We start from the raw sequence: 14650 nt of genomic DNA, 5'->3' as shown, positions 1-14650 counted from the left end.
CGGGACGCGCGTACGCGCCTGAGGGGCGGCACCGGTCATCGGTGCCGCCCCTCAGGCATGTGCGTGGACGGTGGCCCGTCCGCCACTCGTCCCCGGCTCAGTACGCCGAGTACACGTTGTCCATCGAGCCGTACATCGCCGCCGCGTACTTGCAGGCCGCGGTGATGTTGGCGACCGGGTCGTAGATGTCCCAGGAGGTGCCGTCGACGTGGTACGCCTGGAAGGTCGGGTCGATGACCTGGAGCAGGCCCTTGGACGGGGTGCCCTGCATGGCGTTGGAGTCGTAGTCGTTCACGGCGTACGGGTTGCCCGTCGACTCCCGCATGATGTTGCGGTACAGCCCGTCGTACGAGCCCGGGATGCCCTGGCGCGCCATGATGTCCAGCGACTCGCGGATCCAGCCGTCCAGATTGTTGGCGTACGTCTTCGGGGCCGGCGCCGCGGCGCGGTCGGCGGACCGGCTCGCCGCCTGCTGCTCCTGCCGCTCCCGCTCGGCCTTCTCCTTCTCCTCGGCCTCCGCCTTCTTCCTGGCCTCCTCGTCGGCCTTCTTCTTGGCGGCGGCCTCGCTGCGGCCCTTCGCCGCGGAGTCGTCGGCCTGCTTGGTGATCGTCGCCTGCTGCTCCCGCGCGGCGGTCTGCACCGTGCTGAACGCGACCGGCTGGACGTTCCGCGCGACGGCGGGGCCCTGCTCGGCGTCGGCGGAACCCGGGACGAGGGCGAAGGCCAGCGCCGCGGCACCGACCGCGGCGACCCCCGCGGCGGAAAGCTTGTGCGTGCGATTCAGGCGATGGTAGCCGGGAATGGCGGGCTTGGGCATTGCGGGGACGACCTCTTCGAATGGACTGCGCCGCAGTGGCCGTGAAAGGCAGAACGCCGAGTTCTGAACCCACGGCGCCGTGCGGCGGCAGTCATTGTTAGCGGCCGTAAATTGCTCGGGCAAAGCAGCGATATACGAAGCCCGATAGTGGAACCCGGTCCCGGCTCCTTGCGTCCGTACCGGGTCCATCCCAGCTCACGCCGTCTTCACGGCATCCACTAAGCGGCTTCGTAGGTGATCTGCGCCCTATGGGCGGGCTCACACCGACGACAGGTTTACGTCGCCCCGAGTAATTGCAGTTGCGCATACAGTGAGGGTCAAATTCGATCGGTGACGGGCCATCAATAAATGGTCACCGTTCGTGCGGCAGCCGGGGAATCTCCGAAGATCGAATCGCGAAGATCAAAAGGATTCCCCGGATGCCCACAGCCCCCTTCTCAGATCTCCACCAGCACTTGATCCAGGGATTTGCGCACCAGATCCGGCACCTGGCAGTCCGCCGCCGGATACCCCACCGGAATCACCGCGAACGCCTTCTCATTGGCCGGCCGCCCCAGCACCTCCTGGAGGAAACGCATCGGGCTCGGCGTGTGCACCAGCGCCGCCAGCCCCGACAGGTGCAGCGCGGACAGCAGCATCCCCACCGCGATCCCCACCGACTCGTCCACGTAGTAGTGCTTGTGCTTGGTCCCGTCCGCGCCCAGCCAGTACCGCTGCTGGAACACCACGATCAGGTGCGGCGCGTCCGTCAGGTGCGGCTTGACCTCGTCCGTACCCAGGGGGCGCAGCGCCGTCAGCCACTCCTCGCCCAGCCGCCCGGCGTAGGACACGCGCTCCTCTTCCTCCGCCGCCTCCCGTATCCGGCGGCGCACCTCCGGGTCCTTGACCAGGACGAACGTCCATGGCTGCTGGTGCGCCCCGGACGGCGCGGTGGCCGCGCAGGCGATGGCGTCCTTCACCACCTGCTCCGGGACCGGGTCGGGGGAGAACTGCCGGACGGTCCGCCGCGCGTCCATCCGCTCCCGCAGTTCGGCGGCGCGGGCGAGCGATTCGCCGGCCGGCATCCGAGCGGGCCGGTACGGCACCGGCTGGTAGGGGTCGCCGTGGGTCGGTTTCCAGTTCCTCGTCGATACAGACATGCGGCCGAGTCTGGCCCGGGGCGCGGCGGCCCGGGGCCGGATTCCGGAATTCGTGCCCCGGGCACCGGCATGGGGACGGAGGGCGGGCACGGCGTTCGTCAGGGTTCGCGCGGGTCCGCGGTGGCGCGGCTTCCCCGGACCGGCCGCGGATGGCGACGCCCTGCGCGCCGCACGTGCCTCCGGGATCAGCCTGCGGGTGACGATGCCCGATACCGCGCGTGCCTCCCCCTCGGACGGCGAGGCCCGGCACTCCGCGCCCTCGGAACCGTCCCCGGGCGACGCCACCACCCCGGCACCCCGCCCCCTCACCCCGGCAGCACCAGATGCAGATCCCCGAACTCGTGCCACAGATACCCCTGGGCCAGCGCCGCCGCGTACGCCCGGCACAGCGGTTCGGTGTCCGCGATCGCCTCCAGCATCTGCAGGTGCGACGCCTGCGGCTCGTGCAGGCCGGTCAGCAGGCCGTCCACCGCCCGCACCCCGCGCCGCGGCGTCACCGTCAGTTCCGTCCACCCGGCCGCCGCCCGCACCCGGCCGTCCTCGGTGGCGGCCGACTCCAGGGCCCGGACGACCGTGGTGCCCACCGCCACGATCCGCCCGCCGCCCGCCCGGGCGGCGTTCACCAGCCAGGCGGTGGACGGCGGCACCGCGAACCGTTCCGGGTAGGGCGGTTCGTACGCCTCCGCCGACGCCACCCCCGTGTGCAGCGTCACCGGCGCGAACTGCACGCCCCTGCTGACCAGCCGGGCCACCAGAGAGGGGGTGAACGGCCGGGCCGCGCTCGGCATCTCCGCGCTGCCGCCGCCGTCCGCGGCCTCCAGCGAGAACACCGTCTGGTACGCGGACAGCGGCTGGTCCCGCTCCGTATAGGAGTAACGGATGGGACGCCCCCGCCGCCGCAGCAGCTCCGGCACCGGCGGACCGTCCACCCGCGCCCACCACAACCGGGCGCTGCCCGCGGCCAGCGGCGCCCGCAGCGTCAGCCGCGCGCCGCCCGCCAGCCGCACCACCGCGCCCTCCCGCAGCCGGGCCGCGCCGCCGGCCGGCCACGGCCCGGTGCTGCCCCGCCCGTCCGGCTTCCGCAGCTCGACCGCCCAGGCACCGGCCACGTCCTGCGCACCGGGGTACTCGGCGTCGCCCCGCGTCGAGAAGTGCACCACCACCGGCGTGCCCCGCAGCCGCCCGTCCACCGCGGCGGGCAGTGTCCGCGAGGTGTTGACCACCAGCACGTCCCCGGGCGACAGCAGCTGTGGCAGCTCCCGGAACGCGTGGTGCGCCGGCTCCGCCGTCCCCCGGCTGACGAGCAGCCGCACCGCGTCCCGGCCGGCCCCACGCTGCTCGGCCGGGACGCGGGCGGCCCGCTCCGGCGGCAGCCGCAGCGTGATCGTCGTCATCGGGCGCCCGCCTGCAGGTCCGGGGCGGAGTAGCGTCCGCTCGCCGCGCGGGCGTCCAGCAGCCGCAGCAGCGCGGGGACGACGGTCGCGGGCTCCGGGCGGTCGGAGTCGTCGTCGGCGGGCACCGCCGCCTTATACAGGTCGGTCCGCATGTCGCCCGGGTCCACCCACCACACCCGCAGGCCCGGTTCCTCCACCGCCAGCACCGCCGACCACTGGTCCAGTGCCGCCTTCGAGGCCCCGTAACCGCCCCAGGTCTCGTACGCCTCGGCCGCCGCGTCCGAACTCACGTTGAGCACCGCGCCACCGGCCCCGTCCGCGTACGAACCCGCCCGCAGCAGCGGCAGCGCCTCCTGGACGAGGCCCAGCGGCGCCACCGCGTTGACCTCCAGCGCCGCCCGCAGCCCGGCCAGCGTGTGGTCCGCCAGCCGCGCCAGCGGCTCGGCGCCCAGCACGCTCGCGTTGTTGACCAGCAGGTCCAGGCCGCCCAGCTCGCGGGCGGCGCCCACCAGGGCGGACCGGTGGTCCGCGTCCGTCACGTCCCCCGGCAGCGCGACCACGCGGGTCCCGGCCGCCCGCAGCTCCCCCGCCGCCGCGGCCAGCGGCCCCGCGGATCTGGCGTCTACGACCAGGTCCCAGCCGCGCCCGGCCAGCGCGCCCGCGAGCGCGCGCCCCAGCCCCTTCGATGCCCCCGTGATGATTGCCACCGGCATCTCCGACCCCGTCCCCTCGGTTCTCGTCTTGCCGTCTCCCTCACCGTAGGAACGGAGCCCCACCGGCCACCTCGGGCGCCGGACGGGCCGCCGCCGGGCACTTCGGACTAGGACCGCCGTCCGGACGGCCCCCCGGCCCTTCCCCGGACGGCCCCGGTCCGCTCCCCAAACGGCCTCGTCACCGGGACCTAGGCCATCCGGCGTAAGCACCGGCCGCCGGTGGTCCGATCCGGTCGCCATACCCCCGCCGGTACGGTGAGGCCATGACCAACGGACCGGGAGACGCGCCGGGGGACGGGACGGGCGCCGGTATCCCCGCCGTCAGCTCCGCCATCCTCGCCATGAGCCGCCACCTGGAGGTGCGCGACGTCCTCAAGACGATCGTCGCCTCCGCCCGCGAGCTGCTGAACGCCGAGTACGGCGCCCTCGGGGTGCCCGACGACCACGGCGGCTTCGCGCAGTTCGTGGTGGACGGCGTCAGCGAGGAGCAGTGGAAGGCGATCGGCCCGCTGCCCCGCCAGCACGGCATCCTCGCCGCCATGCTGCACAACGCCACACCGCAGCGCCTGGGCGACGTCCGCCAGGACCCCCGCTTCGGCGGCTGGCCCGCCGCCCACCCGGAACTGTCCGACTTCATCGGCCTGCCCATCGCCGACGGTGACGAGATCCTCGGCGCGCTGTTCCTCGCCAACAAGAAGTCCCCCAAGCCCGCGGGGAGTTGCGGGTTCACCGCCGAGGACGAGCGGCTGCTCGGCATTCTCGCCCAGCACGCCGCCATCGCCCTGACCAACGCCCGCCTGTACGAGCGCAGCCGCGAACTGACCATCGCCGGGGAGCGCGCCCGCCTCGCCCACGAACTGCACGACGCGGTCGCCCAGAAGCTGTTCTCGCTGCGGCTCACCGCGCAGGCCGCCACGGCTCTGGTCGACCGCGACCCCGTACGCGCCAAGGAAGAGCTGCGGCAGATCACCGCGCTCGCCGCCGAGGCCGCCGACGAACTGCGCGCCGCCGTCGTCGAACTGCGGCCCGCCGCGCTGGACGAGGACGGTCTGGTCGCCACCCTCCGCTCGCAGGCCCAGGTGCTGGACCGGGCGCACACCGCCCGTGTGACCTTCGAGTCCCGCGGGGTGCGCGCGCTCCCCGCCGCCCAGGAGGAAGCGCTCCTGAGAGTCGCCCAGGAGGCGCTGCACAACGCCCTGCGCCACTCCGACGCCCAGCGGGTGGACGTCACCCTCGCCCGGCACGGCGCCCGCGTGATCCTGCGCGTCGCCGACGACGGGCACGGCTTCGACCCCGGCGCGGTCCGCCGGGCCGGACGCCACCTGGGGCTGGTGTCCATGCGCGACCGCGCGAGCGGCGTCGGCGGCAAGCTCACCGTGGAGTCGGCGCCCGGCAAGGGCACCGCCGTGGAGATGGAGGTACCCGGTGGCTGATTACGAGAAGGACGGCACGGAACGCCCCGGCCCCGCCACGGCGGTGATCCGGGTCCTGCTCGTCGACGACCATCAGGTCGTACGGCGCGGGCTGCGGACGTTCCTGGAGGTCCAGGACGACATCGAGGTGGTGGGGGAGGCGTCCGACGGCGCGGAGGGCGTCGCCGCCGCCGAACGGCTCCGCCCGGACGTCGTCCTGATGGACGTCAAGATGCCCGGCATGGACGGCGTCGAGGCGCTGCGCAAACTCCGCGAACTGGACAACCCGGCGCGCGTCCTGGTGGTCACCAGCTTCACCGAGCAGCGCACGGTCGTCCCGGCGCTGCGCGCGGGCGCGGCCGGCTACGTCTACAAGGACGTCGACCCGGACGCCCTGGCCGGCGCCATCCGCTCGGTGCACGCCGGGCACGTGCTGCTCCAACCCGAGGTGGCCTGCGCGCTGCTCTCCCAGGAGGAGGCCGGCAACGGCACCGGGCGCGGCTCCACGCTCACCGAACGGGAGCGCGAGGTACTCAGCCTGATCGCGGACGGCCGGTCCAACCGGGAGATCGCCCGCGCGCTCGTCCTCTCCGAGAAGACCGTCAAGACGCACGTCTCCAACATCCTCATGAAGCTGGACCTCGCCGACCGCACCCAGGCCGCCCTGTGGGCGGTCCGGCACGGGATCGGGGCCTGAGGGCGCGAGCCCCGGCGGTCTCCGCGGGCCCGGTGGAGCACGGACCGGGCCCCGCCGCCCGCGTCCGCCCGCCGGACTCCGACGAGGCGGCCACCCGGCCACGTCGTCTTCAGATCTGAGATTCATACCGTCGTGTGGATGTCACCCGACCGGCGCAACCTGGCCGGTGCGGGCCCGTTCTCCATGCGTGCCGCGGCGACGGGCCGCGGCTTTCGCACGGAAGGTCCACAGTGATGAACATCAAGAAGGCCGTGACCGTCATGATCGCGGCGAGCGGCCTCGCCGTCGCCGGCGCCGGTGCCGCCTCGGCCCACGGCGGTGACGCCCGCGGTCTCGCGAAGGACTCGCCGGGCGTCGTCGCCGGCAACACCACGCAGCTGCCGGTGTCCGTGCCCCTGAACCTCTGCGGCAACACCACCAACGTGGTCGGCATCGGCAACGTGGCCAAGGACAACGACTGCAAGAACGTCTGACGGCACCCGCGCACGGGCTCCAGGGCCGGTCCGCCGCACCTCCCGGGCGGCACCGGCCCTTCGCGTCCGTCCACCACCCGCGGCACCAGGGCTCCCCGAGCCCGCGGCACAGAAAGAACCCCTCCATGAACACTGGCAGGAAAGCCCTCATGGCCCTCGTCACCGCCGGTCTCGCCGTCGGCGCGGCGGCCGGCTCCGCGTGTGCGGCCGGCGGCGGCCAGGCCGACGGCAAGGCCACCAACGCGCCGGGCGCCGTCTCGGGCGGCACCGCCCAGGCGCCGGTGCACGTCCCGGCGAACGTCGCGGGCGGCAACCTCGCCGTCGCCGGCGCGCTGAACCCGGCCTTCGGCAACGAATCGTCGAACAGCTGACCCCAGGTCCCGGCGGGGCACTCCGGCTCCCTGTGCCCCGCCGTCCGGGATCCCGACGACGACCGCGGCCCCGTGCCGCACCGGCTCGTTCCCGGCCCGGGCCCCGTCCTCGTCCCTCGGAGCCTTCGGAGCCTCGCGGTGTCGCGACGGCTCCACTTCCGCTTTCGGGCGCACTCACCTCAGGGCGTGGCACCGCCACCGGCCATCAGACCGTGGCTCGGCCCCCATCCCGGCGCCCGCCCATCAGACAGCCGCCGCGCGGCACCGCCCCGGCTTTCGGCTCCCGAGCCCCTCCCGGCTGCCAAGCCCCGCGCCCGCCCATCAGACAGCCGCCGCGCGGCACCGCCCCGGCCACCGGGCTCCGAACCTCTCCCGGCCCCCGGGCCCCAAGCCCGTCCCGGCTCTCCCTCAGCCGCGCCCCCTCTCCCGCTCCTCCACGTACGCGTTGTACGCGGCCACCTGCGCCCGACGAGCCGTCCGCTCCACCGGCCGCAGCGCCTCCGCCCGGGCCGCCATCTCCGACGAGCTGACCGCGCCGCCGTGCTCCCGGCCGTCCCCGCCCGCCTGGCCGGCGATCCGGATCAGCGCACCGACCCGCTGCGCCAGCTCCAGCACCCGCACCGCGCGCGGCGGGTACCCCGGCGCCAGCACCTGCCGCCCGGCCTCGGCCCGGGCGCGGTACGCCGCCAGCGCGGCCTGCGCCACCGGGCCCGACCCCGCCACGTCCAGCCGGGTCAGGACCTCGGTCGCCTCCCGAAGCGCCTCCGCCAGCTCCCGTTCCGCCTCGCCGAGCGAGGGGACGTCCGCGGGCGGGGCGTCCCGTATCGCCAGGCAGTGCCAGACCACCTCCACATGGACGTCCGGCGCCGACCACTCGCCCTCGGGCCCGGCCTCGTACACCTCCGGCACCAGCCCCAGCGCGAGGCCCGGGACCGTCACCGCCTCCCCGGCCTCCAGCGCCCGGGCGTTGAACTCGGGCGGCCCGCTCAGCCCCAGCGGGTGCCCGGGCACCGGCAGCGCCACGCCGAGGCCCGTCGCGCCCAGGGCGCGCAGCCGCCCCAGGGCCAGCGTCAGCCCGACCGGGGCCGGCTCCCCGGGCAGGCCCCGCACGCGGTGCACCACGTCATCCCGCGCGATCCGCTCCGCGGCTTCATCAGGTGAGACAAGACCGGCCAAAAGGGCGTTTCCCCACGCAGCCAGCCGTCCGGAACGAGGTTCATCGAGCATGGTCCCCAGCCTAAGGACAGGCACTGACATCCAGTGGCGTAGGTTTGCTGAGGGGATGCGCCCACAGGCGCACGCTGAGACCGAGAGATGCAATGGGAGACAACGCGCTCATGAGCGATGTACTGGAGCTGGTGGACGTATCGGTGGTCCGCGACGGACGGGCTCTGGTGGACCAGGTCTCCTGGTCGGTCAAGGAAGGACAGCGGTGGGTCATCCTCGGCCCCAACGGAGCGGGTAAGACCACCCTCCTGAACGTCGCGTCCAGCTACCTCTTCCCGAGCAGCGGCACCGCCACCATCCTCGGCGAGACGCTCGGCAAGGTCGACGTCTTCGAGCTGCGCCCACGCATCGGCATCGCGGGCATCGCGCTGGCCGACAAGCTGCCGCGCAGCCAGACCGTGCTGCAGACGGTGCTGACCGCCGCGTACGGCATGACCGCCGGCTGGCAGGAGAGCTACGAGGCCGTCGACGAGGACCGCGCCCGCGCCTTCCTGGACCGCCTGGGCATGAGCGAGTACCTGGACCGCAAGTTCGGCACCCTCTCCGAGGGCGAGCGCAAGCGCACCCTGATCGCCCGCGCCATGATGACCGACCCGGAGCTGCTGCTCCTGGACGAGCCCGCGGCCGGGCTCGACCTCGGTGGCCGCGAGGACCTGGTCCGCCGCCTGGGCCGGCTGGCCCGCGACCCGTACGCCCCCTCGATGGTCATGGTCACCCACCACGTCGAGGAGATCGCGCCGGGGTTCACCCACGTCCTGATGATCCGCCAGGGCAAGGTGCTCGCGGCCGGCCCGCTCGACCTGGAGCTGACCTCCGCCAACCTCTCCCGCTGCTTCGGCCTGCCGCTGATCGTCGAGCGCCGCGGCGACCGCTGGACCGCTCAGGGGCTTCCCCTTTCCTGACCGATTCGTAGCCGGACCATGACCGGCCCCGGCCACCGCGGCCCTGTCCCCGACCGGGTCGCGCGCCTACCATGAACGCGTGGAGTCATGGGTGTGGTGGCTGATCGCCGCCGTGGGGCTGGGCATCCCGCTCGTCGTGACCGCGATGCCCGAATTCGGGATGCTCGCGATCGGCGCCGCCGCCGGTGCCGTCACCGCGGCACTGGGCGGCGGCGTGATCCTTCAGGTCGTCGTGTTCGTCGCCGTCTCGGTCGCGCTCATCGCGGTCGTACGGCCCATCGCCAAGCGCCACAGCGCGCAACGTCCGGGCCTGGCCTCCGGCGTCGCCGCCCTTCCGGGCAAGACGGCCACGGTGCTGGAGCGGGTCGACGGCGAAGGGGGACGCATCAAGCTGGAGGGCGAGGTCTGGTCGGCCCGCGCCCTGGACCCGGACAAGAGTTACGAGCCCGGGGAGACCGTGGACGTGGTCGAGATCAAGGGCGCGACCGCGATGGTCCTGTGAGGCGTCGCCCCCTCACCTCCGGAGCGCCCGCGGACTGAAGGGGGCGGCGGTCCACGGCACCTGATGGCACGTCACCGCGCCGCGTATCCCTACGCGCCGTCGGCGAGCCGCAGTTCAGCCGAAAACCGCCCGCCTCCCGGTCGGACCCGCAGGAGAACGGCCGAACGCCCTGCCCAACGGCCCTCGACTCTGAAAGACTCGATCAACCGACAAGCCGGCCCGGCCGGCACAGAACCACTACCGAAGGGCGACGGGAGCCGCTGTGGAACCGATCATCATCGTCCTGATCATCCTGGTGGTGCTCGTCTTCATCGCACTCATCAAGACGATCCAGGTCATCCCGCAGGCCAGCGCCGCCATCGTCGAGCGCTTCGGCCGCTACACCCGCACGCTGAACGCCGGCCTGAACATCGTCGTCCCGTTCATCGACTCCATCCGCAACCGCGTCGACCTGCGCGAACAGGTCGTGCCGTTCCCGCCGCAGCCGGTGATCACCCAGGACAACCTGGTCGTCAACATCGACACGGTCATCTACTACCAGGTCACCGACGCCAGGGCCGCGACCTACGAGGTGTCCAGCTTCATCCAGGCCATCGAGCAGCTCACCGTCACCACCCTCCGCAACATCATCGGCGGCATGGACCTGGAACGGACGCTGACCTCCCGCGAGGAGATCAACGCGGCGCTGCGCGGCGTCCTCGACGAGGCCACCGGCAAGTGGGGCATCCGCGTCAACCGCGTCGAGCTCAAGGCCATCGAGCCGCCGACCTCCATCCAGGACTCGATGGAGAAGCAGATGCGCGCCGACCGGGACAAGCGCGCCGCGATCCTCCAGGCCGAGGGCACCCGGCAGTCCGCGATCCTCACCGCCGAGGGTGAGAAGCAGTCGGCGATCCTGCGGGCCGAGGGTGAGGCCAAGGCCGCGGCCCTGCGCGCGGAAGGCGAGGCCCAGGCGATCCGCACGGTCTTCGAGTCCATCCACGCCGGCGACCCGGACCAGAAGCTGCTCTCCTACCAGTACCTCCAGATGCTCCCGAAGATCGCCGAGGGCGACGCCAACAAGCTCTGGATCGTGCCCAGCGAGATCGGCGACGCCCTCAAGGGCCTCAGCGGCGCCATCGGCAGCTTCAACCCCGCGGGCGGCGGCTTCAACCCGTCGGGCGGCGGCACCACCAAGTCCACCGCTCCGCACCGCGAGCAGCCCCCGATCGACTGACGGGCCGCCACGGTCCGCCGCGCTGACGGCGATCGCCCAACCTCCGCACCGAAGCGAGAGGTTGGGCGATCGCCGTCAGATCTGTCCGTTCGTCCGCCGTCAGGCCTGTCCGCCCATCAGGCGGACGCTCCCAGCCACCCCGCCACTTCGCCCCGTACCGCCCCGTCCGTCAGCGACGCCAGGAGGACGTCCACCGGCGTCGGTTCGAACGGCCGCCTCAGCAGCCGCATCCCCGCCTGCTCCGGCGTTCGGTCCGCCTTGCGGTGATTGTCCTCCGCGCAGGAGGCGACGGTATTCAGCCAAGTGTCACCACCGCCGCGCGACCGGGGCACGATGTGGTCCACCGTGGTCGCCCGCCGCCCGCAGTATGCGCACCGGTGCTGGTCCCGCGCCAGCACACCCCGCCGCGACCAGGGCGCCCGTCTTCGGAACGGCACCCTGACGTACCTGCTCAGCCGGATCACCTGGGGGAGCGGCATGTCCACCGAGGCGGCGCGGATCCGCAACCCCGGATGCGCCCGCTCGACCACGGCCTTGTCCTGCATGACGAGCACCACCGCCCGCCGCAGGGACACCGCCGCCAGTGGCTCGAAGCTCGCGTTGAGCACCAGCGTCTCCCGCATCCCGTCCACCTCCCGGAACCCCGTTCGCCCCTCGGCGAAGTGGCACCACTGTGCAGGTGCACTGTTTCCCGGGACAACGCAATTTCCGCACGCCAGAAGGCAAATGACAGGTGATCAGGAGATGAGGGGTCGGAAAAGTCCCGCGCCGCGCCCGCGACGGGCGGGACCGCTTCGACGGCGGGGCTGGACGCTCCGGGCTCCCGCCCCCGTGTCATCAGGAGCCCGGAGCGCATGACAGCCAACGCGGTCGTCCGACACGAGTGCGGACTCCGGCGAACGAAGGGGCGACACACCGGCGCCCCACCGCCCCCGCCACTGCGGTGTCGGCTGCCCGACGGCCGGATGCGAACGGTCAGCCAGTCACCACTGTGCGATCGGGGGCGCCGGGGCGCAACGCATTTAACGGGCCGGTCCAAGGCGGCCGGACCGGAACGCGGGGCCCGGGCCGACCCATGAGGCCGGACCGGCCCGGGCCCGCCACGAGGTCAGCCCTCGGCGGGCACCTCGTACTCGGCGATCAGCTGGGCCCGGCCCAGCGTGTGGAACCGCAGGTTGAAGCCCACCACGGCCGGCGACGCGTCCGCGTCCGGACCGAGCTTCTCCTGGTCCACCGCGTACACGGTGAACACATAGCGGTGCGGACCGTCCCCGGGCGGCGGCGCCGCGCCCCCGAAGTCCCGCGTCCCGTAGTCGTTGCGCACATGGACGGCCTCAGGGGGGAGCCCCTTCATGTCACCGGTACCGGCACCCGCCGGCAGCTCGGTCACCGACGCCGGAATGTCGAAGACCGACCAGTGCCAGAAACCGCTGCCGGTCGGCGCGTCCGGATCGAAGCAGGTGACGGCGTAGCTGCGAGTGCCCTCGGGCGCTCCCTCCCACCGCAGGTGCGGGGAGGTGTTCCCCTCGGCATGGACCTGCGCCGCGGGCAGCGTCCCCCCGGACGGCACGTCGTCGCTCACCACCGTGAACGCGGGCACCGGCGGGTGGAAATCGTGCGGGAGCGGCCGTCGCTTCGGCTCGGACACCTCGACACCTCCTGAGTCGCGTACTGACACCTTCGCGGTCAGGTTAGAGCCAGTTCCGCTGCCCACCGACCTCGGCGAGCCACTGGTTCAGGTACGCCGCCCAGTCGGTCCCCTGGAAGTCGGCCAGCTCCACCTGGAACGCCCGGTAGGAGTCCGACCCCTCGGTGAACAGCCCCGGCTTCTTGTCCATCTCCAGGACGACGTCCATCGCGCGGTCGTCGGCCACGAAGGACAGCTCGACCTGGTTCAGGCCGCGGTACTGGGACGGCGCGAAGAACTCGATCTCCTGGTAGAAGGGCAGCCGCTGCCGCGTGCCCCGGATGTGCCCCTGCTCCAGGTCCGCGCTCTTGAAGCGGAACCCGAGCCGCCCGAACGCGTCCAGGATGGCCTGCTGCGCCGGCAGCGGGTGCACGTTCACCGGGTCGAGGTCCCCGGAGTCCACCGCCCGGGCGATCGCCAGCTCGGTCGTGACCCCCACACTCATCCCGTGCAGGTGCTGCCCCTGGAACATCGTGATCGGCGTCTCCCATGGGATCTCCAGCCCGAACGGCACCGTGTGGATCGCTCCCGCCTGCACCTCGAACTCGCCACCCAGCCGCAGCTTGGTGAACTCCACGTCCCGCTTGTACTCGGAGTCGCCCCCCTCGACCTCGACCCTGGCCTGGAGCCCGACCGAGAGCCCCTCGATCCGCTGGGCCACCGAGCCGCCCTGGATCCGCACCTCACCCTGCACGACCCCGCCCGGCACGACGTTCTCCTCGAAGAGCACCGTCTCCACCGAAGCGCCCCCGGCCCCCAGGCTCGCCAACAGCTTCTTGAATCCCATGATCATCCTCCCCAGGCCGCTGCCTGAACCTCGCCGTGAACTTCGTCTCGAACGGACGCGAAGACCGTACGCACTCGTGCTCCGTACGGCCCCGTCCGCCCGCACACCCCGATTGGCCGATTCCGAACCCTGACCACGCCAAACGAAGCGGACCGGTTCCACTCTCCCCACGGAACGGGCGCCCGGCCCACGCCTTCCCACCAAGCGGCGCCACAGTCGCCCGCTCTCCGTTCCACCCCTTGCGACGAGGTCCGCTGGGTTACCCTCGGAACGCATGATCGTCGCACCTGACCGTATGCCGCTGCCCCGCGACTTCTTCGACCGCCCGGTCCTGGAAGTCGCCCCGGACCTGCTCGGCCGCACCCTCGTCCGGATGTCCCCCGAGGGGCCGATCGAGCTGCGCCTGACCGAGGTGGAGGCGTACAGCGGCGCGTCGGACCCCGGATCACACGCCTATCGCGGACGCACCGAGCGGAACGCCTCGATGTTCGGCCCTCCCGGCCACGCGTACGTGTACTTCATCTACGGCATGTGGTTCAGCCTCAACCTGGTCTGCGGCCCCGAAGGCACCGCCAGCGGAGTACTGCTCCGAGCAGGTGAAATCCTCACGGGCGAGAAGCTGGCGGCCGAACGCCGCCCCAAGGCCCGCACCCCCAAGGAACTGGCCAAGGGCCCCGCCCGCCTGGCCACCGCCCTGGACATCGACCGCAATCTGAACTGCATCGACATCTGCGCCGGCCCCGACGCCCCGCTGTCGGTCCGCCACGGCACGCCCGCGCACCCCGATCAGGTGCGCAACGGCCCGCGCACCGGCGTGGGCGGCGAGGGCGCCGTCCACCCCTGGCGCTTCTGGATCGACGGCGACCCGACCGTCAGCCCGTACCGCCCGCACGTCCCGCGAAACCGCCGGACCAGGGTTGCTTGACTCCGCCCCGGCGAGCGCCTAACGTAGCCCGAGCCGCTTGAGAAGGGCAGCGCTATCTGCGCGAGCCGACAAGCGACACCCCCACTACCTACGAACGATTCCCTCGACAGGGGACTCTCTTCGGCAGCGCCGAACGAGAATTCCCCGGGCCGATTACGGTTTATCGAGAAAATCGTCTAACGTAGTGACCGCGCCGAAAGGCGCAAGCCCCTCCGACGGGGAATCGGATGCGAATTCGCTGACGTCCACGGCTTACGCCGGGGAACGGCCACGGAAAAGGATCTGATAAAGTCGGAAACCGCGAGAAAGGCGGCCGAAAGGCAGCCCGGACCGCGAACCGGCGAAAATCAGGGCCGCGAGGATCTGATAGAGTCGGAAACGCAAGACC

General features: G+C 72.5%; 16 protein-coding genes. 8 read left to right on the top strand and 8 right to left on the bottom strand.

Going from position 1 to position 14650, the window contains the following annotated elements:
• Window positions 1-97 precede the first annotated feature (97 nt).
• The 4 genes from ABZX96_RS31145 to ABZX96_RS31130 all read right to left on the bottom strand — a co-directional run bounded on the left by ABZX96_RS31145 (window position 98) and on the right by ABZX96_RS31130 (window position 4063).
• Entirely contained in the window at window positions 98-817 is a 720-nt protein-coding gene (locus tag ABZX96_RS31145; protein ID WP_355550843.1) for a transglycosylase SLT domain-containing protein, read from the bottom strand.
• Between the two features lie 437 nt (window positions 818-1254).
• On the bottom strand, window positions 1255-1956 hold the full coding sequence (locus ABZX96_RS31140; protein WP_355550841.1) for a nitroreductase family protein: 702 nt from the start codon (window positions 1954-1956) through the stop codon (window positions 1255-1257).
• Window positions 1957-2261: 305 nt separating this feature from the next.
• A complete protein-coding gene (locus ABZX96_RS31135; RefSeq protein WP_355550840.1) occupies window positions 2262-3350 on the bottom strand; it encodes an S-adenosylmethionine:tRNA ribosyltransferase-isomerase in 1089 nt (362 codons plus the stop codon).
• Window positions 3347-4063, bottom strand: coding sequence for an SDR family NAD(P)-dependent oxidoreductase (locus ABZX96_RS31130; protein WP_355550839.1), 717 nt, complete (start codon window positions 4061-4063; stop codon window positions 3347-3349). Before ABZX96_RS31130 ends, ABZX96_RS31135 begins: the two co-directional genes overlap by 4 nt.
• 263 nt (window positions 4064-4326) lie before the next feature.
• On the opposite strand from ABZX96_RS31130, the gene ABZX96_RS31125 reads away from it, so the two are divergent.
• The 4 genes from ABZX96_RS31125 to ABZX96_RS31110 all read left to right on the top strand — a co-directional run bounded on the left by ABZX96_RS31125 (window position 4327) and on the right by ABZX96_RS31110 (window position 7016).
• Window positions 4327-5496 carry a GAF domain-containing sensor histidine kinase gene (locus ABZX96_RS31125; protein ID WP_355550838.1) on the top strand — a complete coding sequence of 390 codons (1170 nt, stop codon included), beginning with the start codon at window positions 4327-4329 and terminating at the stop codon, window positions 5494-5496.
• Window positions 5489-6172 carry a response regulator transcription factor gene (locus ABZX96_RS31120; RefSeq protein WP_355550836.1) on the top strand — a complete coding sequence of 228 codons (684 nt, stop codon included), beginning with the start codon at window positions 5489-5491 and terminating at the stop codon, window positions 6170-6172. Before ABZX96_RS31125 ends, ABZX96_RS31120 begins: the two co-directional genes overlap by 8 nt.
• 230 nt (window positions 6173-6402) lie before the next feature.
• On the top strand, window positions 6403-6645 hold the full coding sequence (locus ABZX96_RS31115) for a chaplin (protein WP_355550834.1): 243 nt from the start codon (window positions 6403-6405) through the stop codon (window positions 6643-6645).
• Between the two features lie 125 nt (window positions 6646-6770).
• Complete coding sequence (locus ABZX96_RS31110) at window positions 6771-7016, top strand: chaplin (protein WP_355550832.1); 246 nt, start codon at window positions 6771-6773, stop codon at window positions 7014-7016.
• Between the two features lie 408 nt (window positions 7017-7424).
• On the opposite strand, the gene ABZX96_RS31105 is transcribed toward ABZX96_RS31110, so the two are convergent.
• On the bottom strand, window positions 7425-8243 hold the full coding sequence (locus ABZX96_RS31105; RefSeq protein WP_355550830.1) for a hypothetical protein: 819 nt from the start codon (window positions 8241-8243) through the stop codon (window positions 7425-7427).
• A gap of 110 nt (window positions 8244-8353) precedes the next feature.
• Here ABZX96_RS31105 and ABZX96_RS31100 point away from each other — a divergent pair, with 110 nt between their 5' ends.
• From ABZX96_RS31100 to ABZX96_RS31090, 3 genes are all read left to right on the top strand, one after another.
• A complete protein-coding gene (locus tag ABZX96_RS31100; protein WP_355550829.1) occupies window positions 8354-9145 on the top strand; it encodes an ABC transporter ATP-binding protein in 792 nt (263 codons plus the stop codon).
• A 91-nt stretch (window positions 9146-9236) separates the two neighbouring features.
• The gene (locus ABZX96_RS31095; RefSeq protein ID WP_355550902.1) at window positions 9237-9647 is read left to right on the top strand and encodes an NfeD family protein; all 411 of its coding nucleotides are present in this window, start codon (window positions 9237-9239) and stop codon (window positions 9645-9647) included.
• A 262-nt stretch (window positions 9648-9909) separates the two neighbouring features.
• A complete protein-coding gene (locus ABZX96_RS31090; RefSeq protein ID WP_355550827.1) occupies window positions 9910-10863 on the top strand; it encodes an SPFH domain-containing protein in 954 nt (317 codons plus the stop codon).
• Between the two features lie 116 nt (window positions 10864-10979).
• On the opposite strand, the gene ABZX96_RS31085 is transcribed toward ABZX96_RS31090, so the two are convergent.
• The 3 genes from ABZX96_RS31085 to ABZX96_RS31075 form a co-directional block, all read right to left on the bottom strand.
• Window positions 10980-11486, bottom strand: a complete 507-nt coding sequence (locus ABZX96_RS31085) for an HNH endonuclease (RefSeq protein WP_355550825.1) — start codon at window positions 11484-11486, stop codon at window positions 10980-10982.
• A gap of 485 nt (window positions 11487-11971) precedes the next feature.
• On the bottom strand, window positions 11972-12511 hold the full coding sequence (locus ABZX96_RS31080; RefSeq protein ID WP_355550823.1) for a YbhB/YbcL family Raf kinase inhibitor-like protein: 540 nt from the start codon (window positions 12509-12511) through the stop codon (window positions 11972-11974).
• Between the two features lie 43 nt (window positions 12512-12554).
• Window positions 12555-13337, bottom strand: a complete 783-nt coding sequence (locus tag ABZX96_RS31075) for a sporulation protein (RefSeq protein WP_355550821.1) — start codon at window positions 13335-13337, stop codon at window positions 12555-12557.
• Between the two features lie 274 nt (window positions 13338-13611).
• Here ABZX96_RS31075 and ABZX96_RS31070 point away from each other — a divergent pair, with 274 nt between their 5' ends.
• Window positions 13612-14262, top strand: a complete 651-nt coding sequence (locus ABZX96_RS31070) for a DNA-3-methyladenine glycosylase (RefSeq protein WP_355550819.1) — start codon at window positions 13612-13614, stop codon at window positions 14260-14262.
• The last annotated feature ends 388 nt before the right edge of the window (window positions 14263-14650 follow it).

Origin of the sequence: Streptomyces sp. NPDC003077 (assembly GCF_040611095.1) — a bacterium.
Classification (GTDB): Bacteria; Actinomycetota; Actinomycetes; order Streptomycetales; family Streptomycetaceae; genus Streptomyces.
The sequence above is the reverse complement of the archived record's forward strand: the minus strand, read 5'-3'. Positions and strand labels throughout refer to the sequence as shown.